Source organism: Kocuria sp. KH4, from assembly GCF_053711175.1.
In genome coordinates this window covers 57,057-81,595 of the sequence record NZ_JBSJYX010000012.1, presented here as the reverse complement: position 1 = coordinate 81,595, position 24,539 = coordinate 57,057, and the positions used below count along the sequence as shown (strand labels likewise).

At 74.6% G+C, this 24,539-nt stretch carries 22 protein-coding genes; 4 read left to right on the top strand and 18 right to left on the bottom strand.

Features of this window, described 5'->3' with window-relative positions; all coding sequences use genetic code 11:
- Position 1: 1 nt before the first annotated feature.
- The 5 genes from ACWCOM_RS10510 to ACWCOM_RS10490 all read right to left on the bottom strand — a co-directional run bounded on the left by ACWCOM_RS10510 (position 2) and on the right by ACWCOM_RS10490 (position 5,828).
- Positions 2-862: an ABC transporter permease gene (locus tag ACWCOM_RS10510; RefSeq protein WP_454548691.1), complete on the bottom strand. Its 861-nt coding sequence runs from the start codon at positions 860-862 to the stop codon at positions 2-4.
- Positions 862-2,865: a glycosyltransferase gene (locus ACWCOM_RS10505; RefSeq protein WP_454548690.1), complete on the bottom strand. Its 2,004-nt coding sequence runs from the start codon at positions 2,863-2,865 to the stop codon at positions 862-864. Before ACWCOM_RS10505 ends, ACWCOM_RS10510 begins: the two co-directional genes overlap by 1 nt.
- Entirely contained in the window at positions 2,862-4,049 is a 1,188-nt protein-coding gene (gene glf, locus ACWCOM_RS10500) for a UDP-galactopyranose mutase (RefSeq protein ID WP_454548689.1), read from the bottom strand. Before glf ends, ACWCOM_RS10505 begins: the two co-directional genes overlap by 4 nt.
- 103 nt (positions 4,050-4,152) lie before the next feature.
- On the bottom strand, positions 4,153-5,331 hold the full coding sequence (locus tag ACWCOM_RS10495) for a glycosyltransferase family 4 protein (protein ID WP_454548688.1): 1,179 nt from the start codon (positions 5,329-5,331) through the stop codon (positions 4,153-4,155).
- Positions 5,332-5,429: 98 nt separating this feature from the next.
- Entirely contained in the window at positions 5,430-5,828 is a 399-nt protein-coding gene (locus ACWCOM_RS10490; RefSeq protein ID WP_454548687.1) for a hypothetical protein, read from the bottom strand.
- Between the two features lie 308 nt (positions 5,829-6,136).
- Between ACWCOM_RS10490 and ACWCOM_RS10485 the strand changes: the two genes are divergently transcribed.
- Positions 6,137-6,385 (top strand): WhiB family transcriptional regulator, encoded by a 249-nt coding sequence (locus tag ACWCOM_RS10485; RefSeq protein ID WP_017833636.1) that lies wholly within the window; start codon positions 6,137-6,139, stop codon positions 6,383-6,385.
- 72 nt (positions 6,386-6,457) lie between these two features.
- On the opposite strand, the gene ACWCOM_RS10480 is transcribed toward ACWCOM_RS10485, so the two are convergent.
- Genes ACWCOM_RS10480 through ACWCOM_RS10470 form a run of 3 tightly spaced genes read right to left on the bottom strand, consistent with a single transcriptional unit; the run spans position 6,458 to position 10,104 of the window.
- Positions 6,458-8,023 carry a sensor histidine kinase gene (locus tag ACWCOM_RS10480; protein ID WP_454548686.1) on the bottom strand — a complete coding sequence of 522 codons (1,566 nt, stop codon included), beginning with the start codon at positions 8,021-8,023 and terminating at the stop codon, positions 6,458-6,460.
- A 48-nt stretch (positions 8,024-8,071) separates the two neighbouring features.
- Positions 8,072-9,436, bottom strand: coding sequence for an AAA family ATPase (locus ACWCOM_RS10475; RefSeq protein WP_454548685.1), 1,365 nt, complete (start codon positions 9,434-9,436; stop codon positions 8,072-8,074).
- A gap of 14 nt (positions 9,437-9,450) precedes the next feature.
- A complete protein-coding gene (locus tag ACWCOM_RS10470; RefSeq protein WP_454548684.1) occupies positions 9,451-10,104 on the bottom strand; it encodes an SAF domain-containing protein in 654 nt (217 codons plus the stop codon).
- 238 nt (positions 10,105-10,342) lie between these two features.
- Here ACWCOM_RS10470 and ACWCOM_RS10465 point away from each other — a divergent pair, with 238 nt between their 5' ends.
- Positions 10,343-10,558: a helix-turn-helix domain-containing protein gene (locus tag ACWCOM_RS10465; protein ID WP_454548683.1), complete on the top strand. Its 216-nt coding sequence runs from the start codon at positions 10,343-10,345 to the stop codon at positions 10,556-10,558.
- A gap of 34 nt (positions 10,559-10,592) precedes the next feature.
- Here the strand turns inward: ACWCOM_RS10465 and ACWCOM_RS10460 are convergent, their stop codons facing one another.
- Entirely contained in the window at positions 10,593-11,156 is a 564-nt protein-coding gene (locus ACWCOM_RS10460) for a hypothetical protein (protein WP_454548682.1), read from the bottom strand.
- Positions 11,157-11,300: 144 nt separating this feature from the next.
- Here ACWCOM_RS10460 and ACWCOM_RS10455 point away from each other — a divergent pair, with 144 nt between their 5' ends.
- Both ACWCOM_RS10455 and ACWCOM_RS10450 read left to right on the top strand, forming a co-directional pair.
- Positions 11,301-12,188 carry a LysM peptidoglycan-binding domain-containing protein gene (locus ACWCOM_RS10455; protein ID WP_454548681.1) on the top strand — a complete coding sequence of 296 codons (888 nt, stop codon included), beginning with the start codon at positions 11,301-11,303 and terminating at the stop codon, positions 12,186-12,188.
- A gap of 118 nt (positions 12,189-12,306) precedes the next feature.
- Positions 12,307-12,822, top strand: a complete 516-nt coding sequence (locus ACWCOM_RS10450; protein WP_454548680.1) for an Rv3235 family protein — start codon at positions 12,307-12,309, stop codon at positions 12,820-12,822.
- Between the two features lie 25 nt (positions 12,823-12,847).
- Here ACWCOM_RS10450 and secA read toward each other — a convergent pair whose 3' ends face one another.
- The 9 genes from secA to mnmA form a co-directional block, all read right to left on the bottom strand.
- Positions 12,848-15,589, bottom strand: a complete 2,742-nt coding sequence (secA, locus tag ACWCOM_RS10445) for a preprotein translocase subunit SecA (protein WP_454548679.1) — start codon at positions 15,587-15,589, stop codon at positions 12,848-12,850.
- 191 nt (positions 15,590-15,780) lie between these two features.
- Positions 15,781-16,467 carry a ribosome hibernation-promoting factor, HPF/YfiA family gene (gene hpf / locus ACWCOM_RS10440; protein ID WP_454548678.1) on the bottom strand — a complete coding sequence of 229 codons (687 nt, stop codon included), beginning with the start codon at positions 16,465-16,467 and terminating at the stop codon, positions 15,781-15,783.
- Positions 16,468-16,556: 89 nt separating this feature from the next.
- Positions 16,557-17,363, bottom strand: coding sequence for a ComF family protein (locus ACWCOM_RS10435; RefSeq protein ID WP_454548677.1), 807 nt, complete (start codon positions 17,361-17,363; stop codon positions 16,557-16,559).
- Positions 17,364-17,538: 175 nt separating this feature from the next.
- Positions 17,539-19,233 carry an LpqB family beta-propeller domain-containing protein gene (locus ACWCOM_RS10430; protein WP_454548676.1) on the bottom strand — a complete coding sequence of 565 codons (1,695 nt, stop codon included), beginning with the start codon at positions 19,231-19,233 and terminating at the stop codon, positions 17,539-17,541.
- Positions 19,230-20,975: an MtrAB system histidine kinase MtrB gene (mtrB, locus tag ACWCOM_RS10425; RefSeq protein ID WP_454548675.1), complete on the bottom strand. Its 1,746-nt coding sequence runs from the start codon at positions 20,973-20,975 to the stop codon at positions 19,230-19,232. The genes ACWCOM_RS10430 and mtrB overlap by 4 nt, the downstream gene beginning before the upstream one ends.
- On the bottom strand, positions 20,972-21,655 hold the full coding sequence (gene mtrA / locus ACWCOM_RS10420) for an MtrAB system response regulator MtrA (RefSeq protein ID WP_454548674.1): 684 nt from the start codon (positions 21,653-21,655) through the stop codon (positions 20,972-20,974). The genes mtrB and mtrA overlap by 4 nt, the downstream gene beginning before the upstream one ends.
- A 163-nt stretch (positions 21,656-21,818) precedes the next feature.
- Positions 21,819-22,871: a hypothetical protein gene (locus ACWCOM_RS10415; protein ID WP_454548673.1), complete on the bottom strand. Its 1,053-nt coding sequence runs from the start codon at positions 22,869-22,871 to the stop codon at positions 21,819-21,821.
- Positions 22,868-23,269 (bottom strand): chorismate mutase, encoded by a 402-nt coding sequence (locus ACWCOM_RS10410; RefSeq protein WP_454548672.1) that lies wholly within the window; start codon positions 23,267-23,269, stop codon positions 22,868-22,870. The genes ACWCOM_RS10415 and ACWCOM_RS10410 overlap by 4 nt, the downstream gene beginning before the upstream one ends.
- Positions 23,270-23,279: 10 nt before the next feature.
- Positions 23,280-24,476, bottom strand: a complete 1,197-nt coding sequence (mnmA, locus tag ACWCOM_RS10405; protein WP_454548671.1) for a tRNA 2-thiouridine(34) synthase MnmA — start codon at positions 24,474-24,476, stop codon at positions 23,280-23,282.
- Positions 24,477-24,539: the final 63 nt, after the last annotated feature.

Here is a 24,539-nt window from a genome sequence, read left to right as displayed (position 1 = left end):
GTCACAGCTCCTGCGCGAAGCGGCCCTCGAGCCGGCGGAAGGTCAGGTCGCCCAGGAACATGATCACCGCGACCACCAGCAGGGCGACCGGCGTCCACAGGGAGAACAGGTCGGGCGGCACGGTGTGGGCGCCGGGGCTGGTGGTCGGCAGCCAGAACGCCGCGTGGGAGAGCTCCACGGCCACGGTGAGGGGGTTGAGCATGAACCCGGCGAACCACCCCGGGCCCAGCACGTCCCGCACCATCATCCACGGGTAGAGCACCGGCGCGGACCACGTGCTGACCATCACGATCAGGTCCACGAAGTTCTCGGCGTCGCGGAAGAACACGTTCGCCGCGCCGAAGAGCATGCCCAGGCCCGCCCCCAGCAGCCCCACCAGCAGCAGCGCCGCGGGGATCGCCAGCAGGGAGATCCACGTGGGCGACCAGCCCACGATCAGGCACGCCACGAGCATCACCACCAGCTGCGGGAGCAGGTGCACCCCGGCCACCCACACGGAGGCCACCGGGAACATCTGCCGCGGCAGGTAGATCTTCTTGATCAGGCTGGCGTTGGCCACGATGGAGCGGGCGGCGTTGCCGAAGGACTCCGAGAAGAAGTTCATCAGGATGATCCCGGAGAACAGGTAGACGGCGTAGTTCTCCATCCCCCGCTCCAGGCCCAGGAAGATGCCCAGCGCCACGTAGAAGACCACGAACTGGATGCCGGGCTTCACGTAGGACCACAGCAGCCCCAGGATCGTGCCCCGGTAGCGGATCTGCAGCTCCTTGTCGACCAGCAGCTTCAGCAGGTAGCGCTGCCGGAAGACCGCCGGCAGCCCCGTCCCGGGGGACGGCCTCCGGACGACCGTGGGTGCCGCCATCAGACGCCGATCTCCGAGTGCTCGCGGAAGGTCGCCTCCCACGCCTCCATGGAGGTCACCTCCGGCAGGGCCTGCCGGTAGCGGCGGGAGAGCTCCGGCCAGCGCAGGGCCAGCTGCGCGTGCAGCCGCAGGGACTCGGCCAGCAGGGCCCGGGCCTCCCGCGGGGAGCGCTTGTACCAGGTGTAGCCGGTGCCGTCCGAGGCCGAGACCAGGGCGCTGTCGTAGCGGGTGAGCCGCCACCAGCGGGCGTCCTGGTAGGGCAGGTGCACCTGCGGGTGCTGGTCCGCCTCCTCCTTGGGGCGCACCGCGAGGTGGCGCACCAGGGCGGACGCCGTGGAGGTGAGGATCTTCACCCCGTGCGGTGCGGAGAGCCCCCGGGTGCGGACGGGCCGGGCCGAGGCCACCGCCGGGTAGGCGTCGATGTCGGCCTGGTAGACCGCGTCGGTGTGCTGGGTCATCAGCCGGCGCACGTCGCGGATCCGCTGGGGCAGCAGCTCGTGCAGCGTCTCGGGCCCGGCCAGCACGTCCCGGAGGGCGAGCACCCGGGCCTCCTCGGCGAAGTACTGCATGGACAGCAGGTGCCGGAGGTCCTTGGCCCCGTTGCGGCCCAGCACCTCCCCGCCCCGCTCGAACGGCGAGTGCAGCAGCGCGGCCACGAGCTGGTTGCGCTTGTGGAAGTACGCCTGCCAGCTGATGGTGTCGTCCTTGTCCGCCCAGGCCAGGTGCCACACCGCCACGCCCGGCAGGGACACGGTCCGGTAGCCCGCCGCCTTCGCGCGGATGCCGTACTCGACGTCGTCCCACTTGATGAACACGGGCAGGGCCAGGCCGATCTCGCGGATGACCCGGGTGGGGATCAGGCACATCCACCACGCGTTGTAGTCGACCTCGACGCGGCGGTGCATCCAGGCCGTGCTGCGCAGGTTGCTGTGCCGGAAGTCGTGGCCGAGCTCGACGCCCTCCCCCGCGGGCCCGTACTGGAAGCTGTACGGGTCCATCGCCTCGCCGAAGTTGTGGATCTTCGTGGGGTTCAGCAGGTCGATCATGTGCCCGCCGACCAGGGTGGGTCGCTTGCAGAAGTCGGCGAACACGCTGACCCGCCGCACCGCCTCCGGCTCGATCTCCACGTCGTCGTCCATGAGCAGCACGTAGGTGCTGTCCGCGCGGACGGCCTCGTACATCCCGCGCGCGAAGCCGCCGGCCCCGCCGAGGTTGCCCTGGTCGATCACGCGCAGACGGTCGCCGAAGCGCTGCCGCACCTCGTCGAAGCCGGGCTCGTCCACGACCTTCTGGTTGCCCTGGTCCACGATGACGACCTGGGCGACCTGCGGCAGGTTCTCCTGCTGCTCGACGAGCAGCCGGGCGTTGGTCAGGCAGTAGGACGGCTTGTTCATGGTGGTGATCTGCAGCGTCACGGTGCCCTCGGGCACGCCCGTGCCGTCGCCCAGCCACTGGGCGCCGAGCAGCTGCAGGTCCTCGTCCGCGGCGGCGAGGTCGAACCAGTACCACCCGCCGTCGGCGAAGGCCTTCAGGGGCAGCACGGCCTCCACCACGTGCTCGGCGCCGGCGACCTCGTGCACGGAGACCGGCACGGACTCGCCCCGGGCGTTGGAGCTGTGCACGCTCACCGTGCCGCGGCCGGTGGTGCGCACGCGCAGCACGACCTCGCGCAGGTGCGTGTTGTGCCGCCAGTAGCTGGCCGGGAACGCGTTGAAGTACGTGGCGAAGGACACGGTGCTGCGGGCGCGCACGCGCGCGGAGGTGCGCCCGAGGATCGTCAGCCCGCTCGAGCCGGCGGGCTCGGAGGCCACGTTCACCACGATCTGGGGGCGCTGCTCGCCCGTGTCCTCCTGCTGGACGGAGCTGCCGGTGTCCGCCCGGGTGTCCAGGTAGAGCGGCTGGGTGGCGCTGCGGTCCTTGGCCGGGAAGACGAGCTCCTGCAGCACCCGGTGGGCGGTGCCCTCGGTGCCGGTCCGGTCGGTGTCCTGGGTCGTCGCGGTCACGCGTCCACTCCCCCGCTCTCGATGGTGGCCCCGCCGGTGAAGTGGGGCTTGAGCTTGTTGTCGACCATGGACAGGGCGGCGCCGATGGCCATGTGCATGTCGAGGTACTTGTAGGTGCCGAGCCGGCCCCCGAACAGGACCTTGTCCTCGCCGCGGGCCAGGTCGCGGTACTTCAGCAGCTTCTCCCGGTCCACGGGCGTGTTGACCGGGTAGTACGGCTCGTCGCCCTTCTCGGCGAAGCGCGAGAACTCCCGCATGATCACCGTGGCGTCCTTGGTGTAGTCGCGCTCCGGGTGGAAGTGGCGGAACTCGTGGATCCGGGTGAAGGGGACGTCGGAGTCCGGGTAGTTCATCACCGGCGCGCCCTGGAAGTCCTCGATCGGCAGGACCTCCTCCTCGAGGTCGATGGTCCGCCACGACAGGTCGCCCTCGGCGTAGTCGAAGTACCGGTCCACGGGGCCGGTGTAGACCACCGGCACCTGCCCGGAGACGGCGGAGCGGGAGTAGTCGTGGCCGTCGTCGAAGAAGTCGGTGTCCAGGCGGACGTCGATCTTCGGGTGGTCCGCCATGCGCTCGAGCCAGGCGGTGTAGCCGTCCACCGGGAGGCCCTCGTACTTGTCGTTGAAGTACCGGTTGTCGTAGGTGTAGCGCACCGGCAGCCGGTTGATGATCGAGGCCGGCAGGTCCTTGGGGTCCGTCTGCCACTGCTTGCCGGTGTAGTGCTTGATGAACGCCTCGTAGAGGGGCCGGCCGATGAGCTGGATGCCCTTGTCGTTGAGGTTCTGCGGGTCCGTCCCGGCGAGCTCCCCGGCCTGCTCCTGGATCAGCGCCCGCGCCTCGGCCGGCGAGTACGCCGCCCGGAAGAACTGGTTGATGGTGCCGAGGTTGATCGGCATGGGGAAGACCTCGTCCTGGTGGCGCGTGTAGACGCGGTGGACGTAGTCGGTGAAGTCGGTGAAGCGGTTGACGTAGTCCCAGACGCGCTCGTTGGAGGTGTGGAAGAGGTGGGCGCCGTAGCGGTGGACCTCGATCCCGGTCTGCTCCTCGTTCTCCGTGTAGGCGTTGCCCCCGATGTGGGAGCGACGGTCGATGATGGCCACGTTGAGGTCCAGCTCGTTGGCGGCCCTCTCGGCCACGGTCAGGCCGAAAAGGCCCGACCCTACGACGACGAGATCTGCGTTCACGGGCATACTCCTGACATTGGTGTCCTGGTGGGCCCGGCCGACATCCGGCCGGTGGGGGAGGGCACGGGCGCGCCGGGCGTGCGCTGCGTACCAAAGTACCTGATCAGTCCGGGAAGCCCTGAAGCAGCCACTCGGCGGCGAGGCGGCCCGAGGCCGCCAGGGAGGCGTTCTCGGCCGCCCAGTCCGCGCGCCGGCGCCGCAGCCGCTCGTTCTCCTCGGCGAGGGCCGGGTCGCGCCGGCGGTCCAGGGCGGCGATCATCGCCTCGGCCACCGCGTCCGCGTCGTGGTCCACGGCCGCGCCCAGGCCGTTGTCCTCCACGAGCTCGGCGGCGACGCCGGCCCCGGCGTAGACGACGGGGGTGCCGCAGGCCGCGGCCGCGTAGATCTTGGTGGGCTTGGTGAAGTCGTAGCCGTTGTGCGGCAGCACGGCCCCCAGCGCCGCCACGGCCCCGCGGGTCCACTCGGCGGTCTCGGCGGCGGGGCGCAGCCCCTCGAACACGACGTGGCCGGGGGCGGTGCGGGCGGCGATCTCCTCGACCCGGTCGATGTCGGAGCCCCGGCCGAAGAAGCGCAGCTGCGCGTCGGGATGGGCGCGCAGGACCCGGGGCATGGCGCGGACGAACACGTCCGCGCCCTGCCACTCGGACATCGACCCGGCGTAGACGAAGTAGGGGGCGCCGGGGTCGGCCACGGGGCCGTCGGGCCGGAAGACGTCGGTGTCGATGCCGTTCTCGGCCACGAGCACCTTCTCCCACGCGACGCCGGTGACGGACTGCAGCTCCCGTCCCATCGCCTCGGAGACGGTGAGCACGCCGGCGGCCCGCCGCGCCGCGAGCGTCTCCATGACCCGCATGGCGCGCTTGAGCAGCGGGGAGACGTCCATCTTCTCCGCGGCGGTCGTCCAGATGTCCGGCGCGTACCACACGTAGGGCCGGCCCCGCAGCGCCGAGGCGGCGAGCACGGCCATCCCCGTGGTGGGGGGCGGCTCGCTGACCACGAGGTCGGCCCGGGTGAGCAGCAGGCGGAAGAACACGGGGACGTCGAAGCTCAGGTACGGCACGATGCCGCGCACGTAGTCGAACCGGTCCCGCAGCACGGGCCAGCGCCGCACCGGGTAGGGCTCGGGCTCGGGCTCCGTCCCGGCCGGCGGGCGCGTGGTGAGCACGCGCACCTGCGCGCCCCGCTCGGTGAGGCCCCGGGCCAGGGCGCGCAGCCGGAAGGACGCGGCAGCCGGCTCGGGGGCGAAGATGCGGCTGACGATGACGACGCGGCGGGGAGTCACGGGGCGACCACCTGTTCGGAGCTTCTCGACGGGCAGGGACAAGGGAGGCCGGGCACGACGGCGCCCGGCGCGGGCGCTCCCACTGTACTGGCCCGCTCCTACCGCACGGTGCGGCTCGTCCAGGCGAGCACCGCCGGGCGGAACAGCAGGAGGAGCACGACGACGGCGGGCGCGGCCAGGACCAGGCCGATCGCCCACTGGCCGGCCTGGAGCAGCGGGAGGGCGAGCACCAGCACGAAGAGCTGGACCACCAGCGCCGCGGCCCGCGGCCACCGGAAACCGCGCCACAGGCCCCGGCCCACGTGCAGCAGCCACAGCGCGCCGCCGAGGAGCACCAGCACCAGGAACACCGTCCCGCCCACGGTCAGGGGCTGCTCGAAGAGCAGCGTCCACACCAGGCGGAGCCCGGCGACGGCCAGGGCCAGGGCCTCCAGCAGCACGGTGCCGGCCAGCACGGCGATCTCGCGCGGGCGCACGCCCGGGGAGGGGGTGGACATGGTGACGGTCTCCTTCCGGCCGGGCGGGCGCGGGCTGCCGCGCTCCCCCGCCACCCTAGTGCGCCGCGCCGCGGCGGGCAGGTCCCCGGGACGCCCGCCCGGGGCCGGCTGTGAGGAAGACCTCACCGACACGGGTGTGACCGGCGCCCCAAACCCCTTGTCCCCCACCCCGCGGCGTGGGAAGGTGGACGACAGTTCTTCACAAGGCCCGTGCGAATGGGCCTTTTCTCTTGTCCCGGACGCCCCTCCCGCAGGATCGTTCTGCCCTGTGCGCCGGGACCCGTCCTTGAAAGGAGCGATCGCTGACCATGGATTGGCGTAGTCGCGCAGCATGCCTGGAGAAGGATCCCGAGCTGTTCTTCCCCGTGGGCAACACCGGACCTGCTCTGCTCCAGATCGAGGAGGCGAAGGCCGTGTGCCGCAGCTGCCCCGTGATGGACACCTGCCTCCAGTGGGCCCTCGAGTCCGGCCAGGACGCCGGGGTTTGGGGCGGGATGAGCGAGGACGAGCGGCGGGCCCTCAAGCGCCGCGCCGCCCGCGCCCGCCGCGCCTCCTGAGGCACCCGCCCGGGACGAGGACGTCCGCGGCACCGGAGGACCGGGACCCCACGGGGTCCCGGTCCTTCGCCGTCAGGGGCCGGGCTGGTCGTCGAGACGGGCCCGCACCGTGACCTCGGTGCCGCCGCCCTGGCGCGGGGACCAGCGGATCGACCCGCCCAGCTCCCCGGCCACGAGGGTGCGCACGATCTGCATCCCCAGCCCCTCCCCGGCGTCCGCCCGCCGGAACGCGCCCGTGCCGGACTCCTCCACCGCGGCGGTGCCCATGCCCACCCCGTCGTCGCTCACCACGACCTCCAGCAGCTGGCCGGCGCCCTCCTCGTCGGGCAGCCGGGACGCCTCCAGGGTCACCGTCCCGGTCCGTCCGGCCAGGCCGTGCTCGACCGCGTTCGTGACCAGTTCGTTGATCACCAGGGCCAGGGGCGTGGCCAGGCGGGTCGGCAGCTCGCCGAACTCCCCGATGATCCGCGTGCGCACCGACTGCTCCGGGGCGGCCACCTCGGCGGCGAGGCGGAACTGCCGCTCGATGAGCTCGTCGAAGTCCACGTTCTGCGAGAAGCCCTGCGAGAGCGTCTCGTGCACCATGGCGATCGTCGCCACGCGGCGCATCGCCTGCTCGAGCCCGTGCCGGGCCTCGTCGGTGGTCATCCGCCGGGCCTGCAGGCGCAGCAGGGCGGAGACCGTCTGCAGGTTGTTCTTGACCCGGTGGTGGATCTCCCGGACGGTCGCGTCCTTCGACACGAGCTCCAGGTCCCGGCGGCGCAGCTCGGTGACGTCGCGGCACAGCAGCACGGCGCCCAGCCGTCCCGACCGGTCCCGCAGGGGCACGGAGCGGAAGTTCACGCTCACCCGGGCGCCCTCCACCTCGGTGCGCCAGGCGGTGCGCCCGCTGAGCACCGGGGCGAGCGTCTCGTCCGGTTCGACGCCGGGGCCCAGCGCCGGCGGGACGACGTCCATGAGGCGCTTGCCGACCAGCTCGCCGTCGATCCCCAGCCGGCGCAGCGCGGACTCGGCGTTGGGCGAGACGTAGGCCACCCGGTCGTCCGCGTCGATCCGGATGGCCCCGTCCCCGACCCGGGGGGCGCCGCGGCGGGAGCCCGTGGGCGCCGAGAAGTCCGGCCACAGGCCGTCGTTGGCCATCCGCAGCAGCGCGTCCGCCGCCTCCCGGTAGACGACCTCCTGCAGGGAGGACACCTGCCCGGACCTCCGGCCGGTGTGCACGGTCAGCAGCGCGAGGGTGCGGCCGTTGCGCACGAGCGGGACGATCTTGACCTGGGCGGCCGCGGCCGGCCCCTCCCCTCCCGCGCGCAGCAGCTCGATCCGCCGCCCCACCCAGGCCGCGCGCAGCGGCCCGGTGAGCTCCTCGGGCAGGAGCTCCCCGACCATGTCCTGGTGGAAGACGGTGGGCCCGGTCGCCGGCCGGACGTGGGCGAGGACCCGGAAGGGGCTGGCCGGGGCGGGCATGCCGCGGCCGTTGCCGCTGCCGGTGGAGGGGATGTAGTCCACGGGGAAGCTCAGCACGAGGTCGCCGAAGGCGAGGTCCGAGATGAGCTGCCAGTCCCCCACGAGCAGGTGCAGCCACTCGTAGTCGCCGGGACCGAAGTCACCGCAGGTCCTCAGGGGATCCGTGAACGCCACTGCGCCTCCGGTCGTCGCGGGCGGGGGAACCGGGCGGCGCCCCCGGGGTCAGCGGCGCAACCAGGCCCCGACCCTGCCGCCCAGCCTAGTACCGCGCACGACCGGCTCCCCGTCCGCGCCCGGGTCCTCCGGCCCGGCGAGCACCCGGGCGGCGAGCCCGCGCAGCGCCGCGCGCCCGGGCGAGCCGGCCGCGGTCTCCGCCAGCACCGCGCCCGCCAGCAGCGCCTCGTCGAAGACCTCCGGGTCCCACGGCACGAAGTGCTCCACGGCCGCCCCGGAGCCGAACCGGGCCCACGCCTCGCGGATCCCCAGCTCCGGGGCCCGCCCCGCCGCGGAGCGGCGCAGCTTGTTGACCGTGACGACGAGCCGGGCGCCCGGCGCCGCCGCGGCGACGTCGGGCAGCGCCTTGACCAGCCGGGGAACCCCGATGGCGTCCGCCGCCCCCACGGCCACGACCACGTCCGCCCGCTCCAGCACCGTCAGCGCCGCCGCGTGCCGGCGGGGCGCCATGGTGTCCACGGTGAGCTCCTCGTCGGCCTCGAGCGCGAAACCGCAGTCCACGACCGTCGTCCCGAACTCCTGGGCGCAGCGCTCGAGGACCGCCGCCACCGCCCCCGAGCGCAGCTCGGGCCACCGGTCCTGGCGGGTGAGTCCGGTGAGCACCCGCACGGTCCGCCCCGCGACCGCCACGTCGGCCGCGGTCCGGCGCAGCGCCGGGCCGTCGAGCCGTCCCTGGTCGGCCAGGCGGCAGGCCTGCGCGAGCCCCGCCGCCTCGTCCAGCATGCCGAGGGCGGCGGCCACCGAGGGCCCGTAGGTGTCGGCGTCCGCCAGCGCCGCGTCCTCGCCGAGCAGCGCGAGCTCGGCGGCCAGGTTGACCGCCACGGTCGTGCGGCCGGGCGCTCCGGTGGGCCCCCACACGGCCACGATCCGCCCGGACCGCGGCGGCCCCTGCGTCTCCGCGCCGGGTACGGCCGGCGCGGCCCCGGTGCGCGCCCCGACGGCGGCCTCCGCGGCGTCGGCCCGGCCGTCGGCGGCCTGCCGCTCCGGCGCGGCGACGTCGGCGTAGCCGACGGCGCTCGGTGCGGCCCCCGCGGCGGCCACCGCCTCCTCCACCAGGCGCGCGGCATCGGCGGGACCCGCTCGTTCCGGGACGACCACGGCGCCCAGTCCCGCGAGCCGGCGGTGGTCGTGCCCCTCGAGCACCAGCAGCACCGCCCCGCCAAGCCGGACCTGCTCCAGCAGGCTGGCGGTCAGCTGCTCGGCGCCCTCCGCGACCAGGGCGGCCCGGCCGAGCCCCGCCCGCGCCGCCGCGAGGAGCTCGGTCAGGTCCAGGCAGCGCCGGACCACCGTGACGGGTCCGTGCAGCCGCTCGATGCCGTCGACCAGGGGCCACGTGGAGATCCCCAGCGCCATGACCGGCAGGCCCGTCACGGCGCGCCCGCCGGGTTCCACACGAGCGTGACGCGGGCGTCGTTGCCCAGGGCGTCCACGACGTCCTCCATCGGGCCGTCCTCGACGAGCACGTGCACCACCGTGCCGCGGTCCGCCCCCAGTGCGCCCTCGTCCGCGGAGACCGAGGCGATCTCCGCGGCGGGCAGCAGCAGGCGCGCGGACTCGTGGCCACGGCCGGAGGGCTTCTGGTCGGCCACCCACACGTCGACGCGCGAGCCCGCCGCGGCGTCCTCGGGCAGCGGGTGCTCGACGGGCACCGCGACCGGCTTGCGATCGAGCCGGTCGACCGTGCCGAGGGCGGCCCCCGGCAGCAGCTGGCCCTGCGGGATCCGCTGCGTCGCCACCGTGCCCGGGGCGGGTGCGGCGCCCGCCGGGACGTACAGGCCGGCGGCGTCCTGGAGGCGGACGTCCACGGCCACGACGTCGTCCCCGGTCACGGCCTGCCCGACCTCGAGGTCGCGGGCCGCGGCCAGGTAGGGCTCCGTGCGGTTGGTGGCGGTGACCACCGCGGTGACCCCGGCGACGGAGAGCAGCACGAGCAGCAGCCCGGTGAGCAGCCGCGGATCCTTCCAGGTCGGCCTTCTGAACCGGGCCGACGCGGCGTCCGCGCCCCTGACCGTGCCGCTCATCGGCGACCGCCTTCCTCCTGCACGGGCCGGCCGTGGCGCCGCGCTCGTCGCCCACATTCTGCTCCCCCGCCCGGACCACGGGAACCGCCCGGTGCACAACTGGGGACAGGCACGCACCCGCCCCACAGGGGCTCCGCGCGTGCGGGGCGGGGCGTCCTCCCTTGTGGACGGCCACCCGGCGACCGGTGTTCGGTGGCAGACTGGGACCGACGAACAACGACGTGCGAGGAGGCGGAGCATGGCGCAGCAGCGCTTCCTGACCCTGGCCGACGTCGCCGAGATCCTCAACGTCTCGGCCACGCAGGCGAGAGCCCTGGTGCGCAGCGGGGAGCTGCCGGCCATCCAGGTGGGCGGGCGTGGTCAGTGGCGGGTCGAGACGGCCAAGCTGGAGGAGTACATCGCCCGCGGCTACGAGCGCACGGCGGAGGCCGTGCGCTCCGGCTCCCTGGACTGACCGGCGCCCGCGCGGCGCCGCGGCGGCGCGGCGCTCACGCCCCGGTGAGCGAGGAGACGCAGACCAGGGCCGAGAACGGCACCGCCCGCGAGGCGGTCACGCTGCCCCGCCTGCGGTAGTCGTCGTCCGGGTGCAGGGCCAGGTCCACGAAATCGGCGCCCACCCCGTCGATGGTCCCGTCCAGCTCCCCCAGGGCTCCGCCGCCGGTGAGCCGGATCCGCACCCGGACCCGGCCCCGGGCGAGCGCCCGCAGCGCGTGGGCCAGTCCCAGGCGCACGGTCACCGTGTCCGCGGCCGGCTGCCACCCCCGGCCCAGGGACTCCCACCACAGCACCGCGCCCAGCGGCACGAGGTGCTCGGCGCCCCGGTCCTCGAGAGCGACCCATCCGGCGCCCAGCGCCCGCACCCGCCCCTCGACCGGCACGGAGCCGGCCAGCAACGCCCGCACCGGCGCACCGTGCCGTCGGCGCAGACGGTCGGTCAGCAGCACCCGCGCGTACTCGGCCCGGACCTGCTCGGCGGCCTCGGCCTCGAGGGCCTGCTGGTCCGCGGCGGCCAGCTGGGCCTCCATGTCCGCGAACAGCTGCTCCCAGCGCACCCGGGCCTCCCTCCGCCGCCCGGCGCCTCCGGCCGCGCAGGCCCTCAACCTAGGACCGCCCCGCACGGCCGTCAAGACGCTCTGTGTCCACCGGCGAACGCACGAACCTTTACACCCGGCCCACCCCGGTGCTACCAATTCCCCATGACACCAAACCGTGTCAAACGACATCAAACGGCATCAAAGTGGGCGTTCGGGCGACGACGCCGGGAGGCCGGCACAGGCTCCACGGCCGGTTCCGCGTCCCGTGTCGCGGCCGAGCTGTGGCCCGTCCTGCTGCTGCCCGCCCTCGGCCTGGCGCTCGCCGCCAGCGGTGCCGTCCTCTCCGGCGGTCTCCCGGCCGGTCCCGGACGCACCGGCGGGACACGCGGCACCCCGTGGCCCGCCGCCGCGGACCCCGGGCAGCTGGTGGGCCTGGCCGCGGCCGGCCTCGGCTGCGCGGTGCTGGTGGCCTGGGCGGCGGCCGCCGCCCTCGCCGTCCTGGCGGTGGTGGCCGGGCGCCGGCGGTGGGAGCGCCTGGGCCGGCTGTGCGGCCGCTGCTCCCCCGCGCTGCTGCGCCGGGCAGCCGCCACGGCCCTGGGGCTGCAGCTCGTCGCGGCCCCGGGGGCGGTCGCCGACGAGGCGCCCTCGCCCTTCTGGTCCGGCGGCGCCGCGGTGCACGGGTCCTCCGGGACCGCTCCGGAGGGACCGGCGCAACCGTCCACCGGCGCGGGCTCCCCGGCACCGGGCTCCCCGGCACCGGACTCCCCCGCACCGCCGCCGCGCACCGCGTCCCCGAACGGGGAGGCACCGCCGCCTGCCGGGTCGCGCCCGGCCCCGGTGGAGCGCACGGTCGACGGCGCCGTCACCGTCCTGCGCGGGGACACCCTGTGGTCCCTCGCCGCGGCGCAGCTCGGCCACGGGGCCTCGGCCGAGGACGTCGACCGCGCCTGGCCCGTCTGGTACGAGCTGAACCGGCACGTCCTGCGGCACGGTCCCCATCTGCTGCTCCCCGGTCAGCGGCTCGTGGTGCCCGGCGCGGGGCACCACTGACCCGTCCGGTCCGCACCACCCCGTCCGCCCCGTCCGCCCCGTCCGCCCCATCCGCCCCGTCCGCCCCGTCCGCCCCGTCCGCCCCGATCACCGTCGCACCGCTCCCAGGAGGCCCGTCATGAACGCACCCGCCGCCGGTTCCGATCCGGTCGCCCGCCCGCTCGCTCCCCGGCCGTCCCCGTCCGCGCCGCCGGTCCGCCGGGAGCGCCCGGCCCCGCCCACGGCCCCGGGCGGCTACACCTGGGGTGCCACCCGCGTGGTCGGCGGCACCGCCGAGGACGAGCTCGGCCGCGTCACCGCGCTGGCCCGCTCCATCGGCCAGGCGGCCGTGGAGGTGCTCGGCGGCAGCCGGCCGGCGGCGCAGCTGAGCCGGTGGACCACCCCCGAGATCGTGCAGCGCTTCCAGCAGCGGGCGGACATGCTGCGGCTGTTGCAGGAGCAGTTCGAGGGCAAGGCCTCGTTGCAGGAGCTGCACCGCAACCCGCACGTCCGCCGGTGCCGGGTCTGCCGGGTGGACGGCGGCGTCTACGAGGTGGCCCTCGTGGTGGTCGAGCCACGACGCGGGCGGGCCGTGGCCATGCGGGTGGAGCGCCTGGGCCGGGGCTGGAGCGTCACCGAGCTCGAGGTCGGCTGACGCCGGCCCGGTGCGCCCGCCCCTCTCAGCCCTCGGCGGCCTCGGCGGTGCCGGCCCGGGCGCGGGCCCTGCGCCCGGCCCGGTTCGGGGCGGCCTCGTCCGCGGCGGCCGACCCATCCGTGCCGGCCGACGCGTCCGTGCCGGCGCGCGCCGCCGCGGGTGCCGGCTCCACCCGGGTCTGCGTCCCGCCGGTCTCGCCCGGCGCGGTGTACTGCAGGAAGTCGGGCTGGCGCGGGATCTGCAGCTCCACGGGACCGCCGTCGGCGCCCACGCGCTGTCGGCGGATCTCCATCCGGAACAGCGTGGAGACCGTCTCCTCGCGGATCGCCCCCATCATCTCCTGGAACATCGCGTAGCCCTCGCGCTGGTACTCCACGAGCGGGTCCCGCTGGGCCATGGCGCGCAGGCCGATGCCCTCCTTGAGGTAGTCCATCTCGTACAGGTGCTCGGGCCACTTGCGCCCGATGACCGAGAGCAGCACGCGCCGCTCCAGGTTGCGCATGGCCTCGGCGCCGACCTCCTCCTCCCGCTGGGCGTAGACGACGCGGGCGTCGGAGAGGATCTGCTCGCGCAGGAACTCGGCGGTCAGGCGGGTGCGCCCGCCGGCCTCCTCCACGACCTCGTCGACCGTGAGGGTCACCGGGTAGATCGTGCGCAGCGACTCCCACAGGCCCTCGAGGTCCCAGTCCTCGGGGTGGCCCGCCGCGGTGCGGTCCTCGACCGTGGAGCCGATGACCTCGTCGACGAACTGGACGATCTGCTCCTGCAGGTCGTCGCCCTCCAGGACGCGGCGGCGGTCCCGGTAGACGGCCTCGCGCTGGCGGTTGAGGACGTCGTCGTACTTCAGGACGTTCTTGCGCTGCTCGGCGTTGCGGCCCTCAACCTGGCTCTGCGCCGAGGCGATGGCCCGGGAGACGATCTTGTGCTCGAGCGCGGTGTCGTCCGGGGCGCCCGCCATGAGCCGCTGGGCGGCCCCGGCGTTGAACAGGCGCATGAGGTCGTCGGCCAGCGACAGGTAGAACCGTGACTCGCCGGGGTCGCCCTGGCGCCCGGAGCGCCCGCGCAGCTGGTTGTCGATGCGCCGGGACTCGTGCCGCTCGGTGCCCAGGACGTAGAGGCCGCCGGCCTCGACGACCTCCTGGTGCTCCGCCTTGGTCTCGGCCTCGCAGGCGGCCAGCACCTCGGGCCAGACGCGCTCGTACTCCTCGGCGTCGCGCTGCGGGTCCAGGCCCCGCTCGCGCATCCGGTCCACCGCGTTGAACTCGGCGTTGCCGCCGAGCATGATGTCGGTGCCGCGCCCGGCCATGTTCGTGGCGACCGTGACGGCGCCGCGGCGACCGGCCTGGGCGACGATCGCGGCCTCGCGGGCGTGGTTCTTCGCGTTGAGCACCTCGTGACGGACCCCGCGCTGGGCCAGCAGCTTGGAGAGGTACTCGCTCTTCTCGACCGACACCGTGCCCACCAGGACCGGCTGGCCCTGGGCGTGGCGCTCCTCGATGTCCTTGACCACGGCGGCGAACTTCGCGACCTCGTTCTTGTAGACGAGGTCGGGGCGGTCGATGCGGGCGAGCGGGCGGTGGGTCTCGATGGACACGACGCCCAGCCCGTAGGTGTTCATGAACTCGGCGGCCTCGGTCTCGGCCGTGCCCGTCATGCCGGAGAGCTTGTCGTAGAGGCGGAAGTAGTTCTGCAGGGTGACCGTGGCGAGGGTCTGGTTCTCCGCCTTGATCTCCACGCCCTCCTTGGCCTCGATGGCCTGGTGCATGCCCTCGTTGTAGCGGCGCCCGGCGAGGATGCGGCCGGTGTGCTCGTCGACGATCATCACCTCGCCCTTGAGCACCACGTAGTCCTTGTTCGCCCGGAAGAGCTCCTTGGCCTTGATCGCGTTGTTCAGGAAGCCGATGAGCGGGGTGTTCTGCGCCTCGTAGAGGTTGTCGATGCCCAGCCAGTCCTCGACCTTCTCGATCCCGGACTCGAGCACGCCCACGGTGCGCTTCTTCTCATCGACCTCGTAGTCCGTCTCCGGCTGCAGGCGCTGCACGAGCCGGCCGAACTCGGTGTACCACCGGTTGGCCTCGCCGGAGGCGGGCCCGGAGATGATCAGCGGCGTGCGCGCCTCGTCGATGAGGATGGAGTCCACCTCGTCGACGATCGCGAAGCTGTGCCCGCGCTGGACGAGCTCCTCGGGGCTCCAGGCCATGTTGTCGCGCAGGTAGTCGAAGCCGAACTCGTTGTTCGTGCCGTAGGTGATGTCCGCGACGTACTGCTGCCGGCGGGTCGCCGGGTCCTGGTTGGCCAGGACCACCCCGGTCTCCATGCCGAGGAACCGGTAGACGCGGCCCATCAGGTTGGCCTGGTACTCGGCCAGGTAGTCGTTGACCGTGACGACGTGCACGCCCTTGCCGGTGAGCGCGTTGAGGTAGGCCGGGGCCGTGGCGACGAGGGTCTTGCCCTCACCGGTCTTCATCTCGGCGATGTTGCCCAGGTGCAGGGCGGCGCCGCCCATGAGCTGGACGTCGTAGTGGCGCTGCCCCAGGGTCCGCGAGGCCGCCTCCCGGACCACGGCGAAGGCCTCCGGCAGCAGCCGGTCCAGCGACTCGCCGTCGGCCACCCGGGCGCGGAACGCGTCCGTCTCGGCGCGCAGCTCCGCGTCGCTGAGCTCCCGGAAGCTGTCCTCGAGGCTGTTGATGGCGGTCGTGTAGGACCGCAGCCTCGTCAGGACCTTCTTGTCTCCGGTCCTGAGGACTTTCTCCAGGAATGACGCCACGTGCACACGCTCCTCGGTGTTCGACTGCCGCGTTGGGCTGATGGGGGGATTACGGCACCTGCTCCAGTCTACGGGAGCATGCCCGTCCCGGCGGGCACGGAGGAGCCCGGTGGCGCCGGCCACCGGGCTCCTCCGGGGTGGGACCCGGGCCGCTTGCCGGCCGGCGGGGTCCCGCGCTCAGCGGCGCGTGCTCAGCGGGCGCCCTCGGTCTGGTAGGCCCGGACGCTCTCCTGGGACTCCTCGCCGTCCTCGCTGAGGCTGATCACGCCGTAGCTCCAGCCCTTGCGGCGGTAGACGGCGGAGGGCTCTCCCGTCTCCCTGTCGAGGAAGAGGTAGAAGTCGTGGCCGACCAGCTCCATGTGGTCGACGGCCTCGTCGACGCTCAGCTCGGCGGCGGGGAACCGCTTGCGCCGGATCTCGACGGGCGTGACCGCGTCGGTGAGGCTCACGCTCTGGTCGAACGCCTCCTGCTCGGCGGTCGCGAGCTCTTCGGGGGTGGTGTAGATGGGTCCGGAACTCGGGACCACGGGCAGGGCTCCGGTGGCTTCGTGAACGGCGGTGGGGCGGTGTGCGCCGCGGTGCACCTTGCGGCGGTCGCGCGCGCGGCGCAGCCGCTCGAGCAGCTTGCTGTAGGCCTCGTCGAAGGCCGCGAACTTGTCGTCGCCGCGCGCCTCGGCCCGCAGGACGGGGCCGCGCCCGGACACCGTGATCTCCACGCCCATGCCCTGGTGACCGGGCAGCGCGTGGTCCTTGGTGACCTTGACATCAATGCGCTGGACCTTCTCGCCCAGCTCCTCGAACTTGACGACCTTCTCGGCGGCGTACTCCTTGAACCGCTCCGGTACGGCGACGTTGCGCCCCATGACGTTCAGTTCCATGATGCCCTCCAGTTCTCGGGGGTGACGTGGGCGGATGGGGCCGCCCACCCGGGAGGATTGTTGCGTCCCGTGACTCAACGTTAGTGGAATCACACCTGATATTCACCAGCCCCCGGTGGCGCCGGACGGGAATCAGCGATGAGCGGAACCGCCGGCGAACGCACGGCCGCGAGCACCACGGCGCCCACCACGTCCGCGCCGCCGGCCCGCAGCGCGCGGGCCGCCTCGGCGAGGGTCGCCCCCGTGGTCAGCACGTCGTCGACGACGACGCAGCGGGCCCCGGCGGGCACGACCGCCCGCAGCGACCCGGCCTGCCGGGCGCGCCGGCCCGCCCGGCCGAGCCTCTTCTGCGCCGGTCCGGGGAGCACGCCGCCGCGGTGCCGCAGGTGCTTCCCGACCGCGGCCCCTGCCGGGAGCACCCCGCGGCGTGCGCAGTCCTCCAGCAGGACGAGCACGGGATCGAACCAGCGCCGGCGCAGGGCCGACGGGGCCGTGGGCACCGGGACCAGCAGCACCGGCCCGGGCGGCCACGACGGCGCGGCCGCGCGCAGCGCCGTGGCCAGACCGGCCGCGAGGACGGGGGCGAGGTCGGTGCGCCCGCCGTTCTTGAACGCGAGCAGACAGGTCGCGAGCTGGTGGGCGTAGCGGCCCCCCGCCGTGACCGGCAGGCACGGCCCGAGCAGGGGCGCGGCCGAGGAGGCCTCGAACGGCCGGGCGCAGGAACGGCGCAGCAGCATCCGGCAGACCCGGCACAGGCTGCTGCCCGGCGCCCGGCACACCGCGCACTCCACCGGCACGAGGACCTCGGCGGCCTCGGCCAGGCGGTCCAGGACGCGGGCGCCCCAACGGTCCAGGGCACGGGAGGCCCCGCGGGCGGGGTGCGGAACGACGGGCATGGGGCCATCGTGGGGCACGGGGTCGACCGGGCGCTCGGGGCGCCCGGGGGTCCGGACGGCCGCGCCTGTGGACCGCCCGGCGCCGGACGGCCCGCCGACGAGCCCGGCCGCGGGCGGTCCGCCGACGAGCCGCCCAGGCCGCGGGCGGCGTCGTGCGCGGACCGCGGCCGGATCGTCAGCCGGCGAAGGCCGTGTCCCGCACGTCCTCGCTCTGCGGGGCCCAGGCGTTGCCGGTGAGCATGTGCAGCGTCCCGCCGGTCACGGCGTAGACCGAGGACGTGCCGTTGCCGCCGCTGAGCCCCGTGAGCCCCTCCAGGCCGGGCAGCTCCCGGTGGCGGCCCGACACGTCGTAGACCCGCGGGCGCACGGACCCCGTCCCGCCGAGGGGGGCGGTCACGAACTCCCGGTCGCTGAGCCACAGCGCCACGTCCGCCTCCACGTCGGCGGCCACCCGGTACGGCTCGTTGAGCCGCAGCGGGGCGCCCTCGGGCCCGCGCACCACGCCCGAGACCCACACCTGCGCGACCCCGTCGTCCTGGGTGACCACGAGCGCCCGGGTGCCGCCGCGGGAGATCCGCAGGGACGTGGCCGTCCGGGCGGCCAGCCACGGGGCCTCGACGCGCACCGGCTCCGCGTCCCGGGCCCCGGGGCGCACGACGCGCACCGCCCCGGCCGAGTCCGCGGCCCACACCCACCCGTGGTCGTCGAAGCTCGGACGGGTCAGTCCCGTGCCGCTGAAGCGCTCCACGGGCTCCGACTCGCGGTCGACGGTCACCAGGGCCCCGGTGCCGGCGTCCACGAACGCGAAGTGCTCGGCGGCGGCGTCCATCGCCGGGCTGGAGGGCCGGTGGCCGTCCAGCGGCCCGAGGCCGCTGACCCCGTCGGTCTGGCCGCCCTGGTAGAACACGAGCTCGCCGTCGCGCACGCCGATCTGCCGGGACGGGACCGTGACGTCCTCGACGGGGGCGGTGTCGGTCCATCCCGCCCCGAGCTCCACGGGCGCGCCGTCCACGACCAGCTCGACGTCGTTCACGGCGGTCAGCGAGCGCAGGCTCAGCGCGAGCTGGTCGTGCATCCGCCGGTTGGTCTCGATGTTCGCCGGGTCGAAGTCGGGCACGCTGAGCTCCACGGTGGCCGTGCCGTTGCGCACCGGCACCGCCGAGCGCGCCAGCGTGGTGCCGGCGGGAAAGGCGGTGCCCACCGCACCGCGCAGATAGGGGGCGGGGCCGCCGAGCAGGCCGCGCACGATCGAGGTGGACACGGCCGTGCGGTCGGGGAACCAGCGCGGGTCCGCCACGAAGTTGCTCTGGTCCGTGTCGGCGAAGTAGAGCTGGTGGGGCTCGAAGATCTCCTCGAAGTCCGTGGCCGTGAGCACGGTGGCGTCGGGGGCGTCCGAGATCCGCCACTGCCCGTCCACCTGGACCACGTCGACGTCGAGCACCTCGGTGGCCCCGGCGGGCTTGCGCTCGATCACGCCCGCGGCGTCCACGACCGCGGAGATCTCGAGGCTCATCCGGTACTCGTTCTCCTCCAGCCGTGGCACGAGCGACGGCTCGCCGCGGTGCACGATGGTGCGCGCGTCGGGGTGCCAGGTCGCCGCGAGCTCCGGGGTCAGGTACTCCCGGGCCACGGAGTAGTCGTCGTCCACGCCCGTGCCGGCGGCGAGGAAGCCGCGGACCACCTGTTCGGGCCCCGCGCCGTCCTGGGGTCCCGCCGGCGCCACGTCGTAGGTGGGCTCGGCCGTGGTGCGGGTGGGCTCGGCGTGGCGGTGCACCGGCCCGGAGCGCGGGATGGCGCCGCAGCCGCCGAGGACCACGGCCAGGCACAGGGCGGCGGCGGCCGTCGCCCGGCGGCGGTGGGTGCCGCTCACGACCGGCCCTCCTCGTCGGCCGGCTCCGCCGGAGGGACCGGCTCCGGCGGCCGCACGGACGTCAGGACCAGGGTGCCGGTGGCCGTCACCTCCGCCGTCTCCGGGTAGGCGGCGGGGTCCGGGGGCAGCCCGAGGGGGCTGGGGTCCTCCGGGCCGAGCCGGCGCGCACGGGTGCGGGGCAGGGTGAGCCGGAAGCAGGCGCCCTCCCCCGGCGCACCCCAGACGTCGAGGCGGCCCCCGTGCAGGCGGGTGTCCTCGGTGGCGATGGCCAGGCCCAGGCCGGTCCCGCCCGTGGTGCGGGCCCGCGCGGGATCGGCACGCCAGAACCGGTTGAACACCTTCTCCGCCTCCTCCTCGTCCATGCCGATGCCGTGGTCGCGCACGGCCACGGCCGCCGCGACGTCGGAGGCGCCCACGACGATGTCGATGGGCCGGCCCTCCCCGTGCTCCAGGGCGTTGACGACGAGGTTGCGCAGGATCCGCTCGATCCGCCGCTGGTCGCCCTGGACCGTGCAGCGGGACAGCGCGGAGCGCACGCGCACCGCCGAGCCCGAGGACACGGCGAGCGGGGCGGCGCCCTCCACCACGTCGTGCACCACCGAGAACAGCTCCACGCTGGCCACCTCGAGCCGGGCGGCGCCGGCGTCGAAGCGGGAGATCTCGAGCAGGTCGGCCAGGAGGGAGTCGAAGCGGTCCACCTGGTGGTAGAGCAGCTCGGCGGAGCGCCGGTTGACGGGGTCGAAGTCCTCGCGGGCGTTGAACAGCACCTCCGCGGCCATCCGCACCGTGGTCAGCGGGGTGCGCAGCTCGTGGGAGACGTCGGAGACGAAGGTCTGCTGCATCGAGGAGAGCTGCTCCAGCTGGGTGATCTGCTCCTGCAGGCTGTCGGCCATCCGGTTGAAGGAGCGCGCCAGGCGGGCCACCTCGTGCGAGCCGCTGACCGGCAGGCGCACCCCGAGGTCGCCCTCGGCGAGCTGCTCGGCGACCCTCGCCGTGCTGGAGACGGGACGGACGACCTCCCGGGTCACGTACCAGACGATCGCGCCCACGAGCAGGAGAAGCACCACGACCGACAGCAGCAGCACCGCGTGCATCGCGTCCAGGGTCCGCTGGGGCTCGGAGAAGTCGTAGACGAGGTGGAGCCCGTAGCGGGAGTTCTGGTAGAGCTCCACCACCGTGCCCACCACGACGACCGGGGCCTCGTCGCCGTTCTCCGTCATCGGCACCGACGCGGGCTGCCAGAACACCCCGTCGTGCTCCGCGAGCCGCTCCTGCAGCTCCTGCGGGACGGTGCTCGACGTCATCCACGGGCTCTGGCTCTGCGCGGGGATGAGGGTCTGCCCGCTCGTGTAGTCCATCGGCAGCAGGATCCAGCGCTCCGTCTCGGCGCCGTCGACCGAGAGGGCGCCCAGGGTGGAGGCCACGAGCGCCTGCAGCTCGTCGCGGTCCGAGGCGTCCGAGGCGTCGAAGCTGGCCTGCACCTGCTCGAAGTCCGCGGTGGCCGAGGCGAGCACCTGGTCGAGCCGCTCGTTGAAGAGCCGGTCGGCGATCTGGTGCGAGAGGAAGCTGCCCGTGACGAAGAACGCCAGCGCCGTCAGGGACAGGGACACCGCGATGGCGCGGAACTGCAGGGACTGCCGCCAGCGGCGCGCCAGGAGGAGCCGGAACAGCCGCAGGCGGCGGCCCGTGGTGCGGGCCGGCCCGCGGCGCCCGGGGAAGGCGACGGCGGCCGACGGGGTCATCGGGCGGACGAGCCCGCCTTGTAGCCGACACCGCGCACGGTGACTACGATCTCGGGGCTCTCCGGGTCGCGCTCGATCTTGGAGCGCAGCCGCTGCACGTGCACGTTGACCAGCCGGGTGTCGGCGGCGTGCTGGTAGCCCCACACGTCGCGCAGGAGCATCTCCCGGGAGAAGACCTGGTGCGGGGCGCGGGCCAGGGCGGTGAGCAGGTCGAACTCGAGGGGGGTGAGGTTGATCTCGTGGTCGCCGCGGTGCACGCTGTGCCCGCTGACGTCGATGGTCAGGTCACCGATCCGCAGCTCGGAGGAGTGGGCGCGCTCGACCGGGCGCAGCCGCGCCCGGACCCGCGCCACGAGCTCGGCCGGCTTGAACGGCTTGGGCACGTAGTCGTCGGCGCCGGCCTCCAGCCCGCGGACGACGTCGACGGTGTCCGACTTCGCGGTGAGCATCACGACCGGGACGTCGGAGATCGTGCGGATCTCCCGGCAGACCTGGATGCCGTCCTTGCCCGGGAGCATGAGGTCGAGCAGCAGCAGGTCCGGGCGCACGGCGCGGAACGTGTCCACGGCCGTGCCGCCGTCGTAGCAGAAGACGGGCTCGAAGCCCTCCGCGGTCAGGACGATCCCGATCATCTCCGACAGGGCGGCGTCGTCGTCGACGACCAGTATTCGCGCGTTCATCGCCTCTCCGCTGGGATCGGGCGGACGCGCTGAGGGCGGCGCCCACCGTGGCCCCGGGAGGTCCGGGGCACCGTGCTGGACCGTGGTCCACCTGCATTGTCGCCGATCCCGGCCGGGCCGCGCACCTCGGCGCGCTGTGTGTCGGTCGCCACGGGCGCGGCCCTCACGCCTCGGCCGCCGTGCGGGCGAGGGCCGCGGCGGTCCCGGTGACCCGGGAGAGGACCTCGCGCACCCCGTCGGGGCCCAGGCCGAGGAGGTCCTCCCGGGGGGTGACGCGCACGCGGTCCAGGGCCGCCGCGGGCAGCCCCAGGTCCCGCCAGACCGCCCACACGGCCGCGGCGAGCGCCTCGGCGCCGGCCCGGGCGGCGGGCACGGGGACGAGGCCGAGCCACAGCTCGGTGCCGTTCTCCACGAGCGCGGCGAGCGGCTCCCAGTCGCGGGCGGTGCCCTCCGGGGCGCTCAGCTGCACGGCGTCGGCGCCGGCCTCGGGGGCCAGCCGGGGGTCGACCCCCGCGGGCAGCCGCAGCGCGACGGCGGCGGCCCCGGCCTGCCGGCAGGCCTCGGCCACGGCGGCCAGGGCGGCGCGGGCCTCCGCCGCGGGCACGGCCCGCAGGGTCCGGTAGCCGCTCATCGTGGGCAGGGTGCCGGCGAGCACCTGCGCCAGGTCCGGCTCGTCCAGCTGGACGACGACCTCGCGGCCGGGGGCCGCGGCCCGCACTGCGCGCACGTGCGCGGTCACGCCGGAGGCCAGGGAGTCGCGCAGGTCGCGGCGGGCGCCGTGGTCCTTGAGGGCGCGCTCCCCGGCGTGCAGGTGCAGCCGGGCGGCGAGGGTGAGCGGGCCGAGCAGCTGCGTCTTCACCGGGGCGTGGTCGCCGCCGCTCTCGGCGCCGACCACGTCGGCGAGGACGTTGACGTCGCCGGCCAGCAGGGCCCGGGCGGCCCGGGAGTCCTTGCCGGGGACCCCGGAGACGCGCAGCCCGTGCGGCTGGCGGTCCGCGTGGAGCTCGTCGAGCACCGCGGCGGTGCGCGCCACCGGGTCCGCGGCGGGCCCGCGCTCGGGCAGGGACGGCAGGAAGGACAGGTGCGGGGCCCCGAGCTCGCCGCGCAGCAGCGTCACGGTCTCCACCACGTCGGTGCCGGGCATCGCGCCCAGGGCCGTGCCCACGACGTGCGGGACGTCGGGGTCGGTGCGCCGGGGATCGGGCGAGGGCGTCACGACTCGTCCGGGTCCTGCCGCCGGTGGCCCTCGGAGATGGCCACGTGGTGGCGGATGACCTCGCTGATGATGAAGTTCAGGAACTTCTCCGCGAACTCCGGGTCGAGCTGGGCGGAGGCGGCGAGGGCGCGCAGCCGGCCGATCTGGGCCGTCTCGCGGTCCGGGTCGCCGGCGGGCAGGCCGTGGGTGGCCTTGAGCACGCCCACCCGCTGGGTGGCCTTGAACCGCTCGGCGAGCAGGTGCACCAGGGCCGCGTCGATGTTGTCGATGGTGCCGCGGATGGACTGCAGCTCGGCGAGCACCCGGGGATCCGCCTCGCCCTGCAGCGAGGACGCCGCGGGGTCGAAGTCGTGGTGGGCCCGGACGTCGGCGGAGGCGTGGGGGTGCGGAGCGCTCATGCCCGCCAGTCTATCGGCCGGCGCCGGACCCGCCCGCGAGGTCGGGGCGGGCCAGCGAGTGCGCGCGGTCCACGGTGGCCTGCCCCAGCACGCGGGTGCCCTGGTAGAGCACCACGGACTGCCCCGGGGCGACACCGCGCAGCGGCTCCTCGAGCCGGACCACCAGCTCGGGCGCGGGGGCGCCGTCGGCCCCCGGGACGAGCTCCACGTGCGCCCGGGCGGCGACCGGGTCCCCGTGCGCGCGGACCTGCGCGAGGACGGGGAACGACGACGACGCCTCCCCCGCCGCGGCCCCGGGCCGCAGCACGGACGCCGCCTCGGGCACGGGCGCCCCGGCCCAGGAGGGGCGGATCCCGCGCAGCTCGTCCACCGCGAGCATCGACTCCGGGCCCACCACAACCTCGTTGGTCTTCGGGCGAATCTCCAGCACGAAGCGGGGCTTCCCGTCGGGGGCCGGGGTGCCGATCCGCAGGCCCCGGCGCTGGCCCACGGTGAACGCGGTGGCTCCGGGGTGGGTGCCGACGACGGCGCCCTCGACGTCGCGGATCTCGCCCTCGCGCATCTCGATGCGCTCGGCGAGCCAGCCGCGGGTGTCGCCGTCGGGGATGAAGCAGATGTCGTGGGAGTCGGGCTTCTGCGCCACGGACAGGCCCCGGCGGGCGGCCTCGGCCCGCACCTGGGCCTTGGACGGGGTGTCGGCCAGCGGGAGCAGCACGTGCTCGAGCTGCTCGGCGGTGAGCACGCCCAGCACGTAGGACTGGTCCTTGGCCCAGTCCGCGGCCCGGTGCAGCTCCCGCCGGCCGTCGGCGTCGTGGACGACCTTGGCGTAGTGACCGGTGCACACGGCGTCGAAGCCCAGGGCGAGGGCCTTCTCCAGCAGGGCCGCGAACTTGATCTTCTCGTTGCAGCGCAGGCACGGGTTGGGCGTGCGCCCGGCGGCGTACTCGGCCACGAAGTCGTCGACCACGTCGGCCTGGAAGCGCTCGGAGAAGTCCCACACGTAGTAGGGGATGCCCAGCACGTCGGCGGCGCGCCACGCGTCCCGGGAGTCCTCGATCGTGCAGCAGCCGCGGGAGCCGGTGCGCAGGGTGCCGGGGGTGCGGGAGAGGGCCAGGTGCACGCCCGTGACGTCGTGGCCGGCGTCGACGGCGCGCGCCGCCGCCACGGCCGAGTCGACGCCGCCGCTCATGGCTGCCAGTACTCGCACGGTCGGGTCCTTCCCCTGCACGCGGCAGGTGGGTCGGGATCGGGGGTCGTGGGCTCAACGACC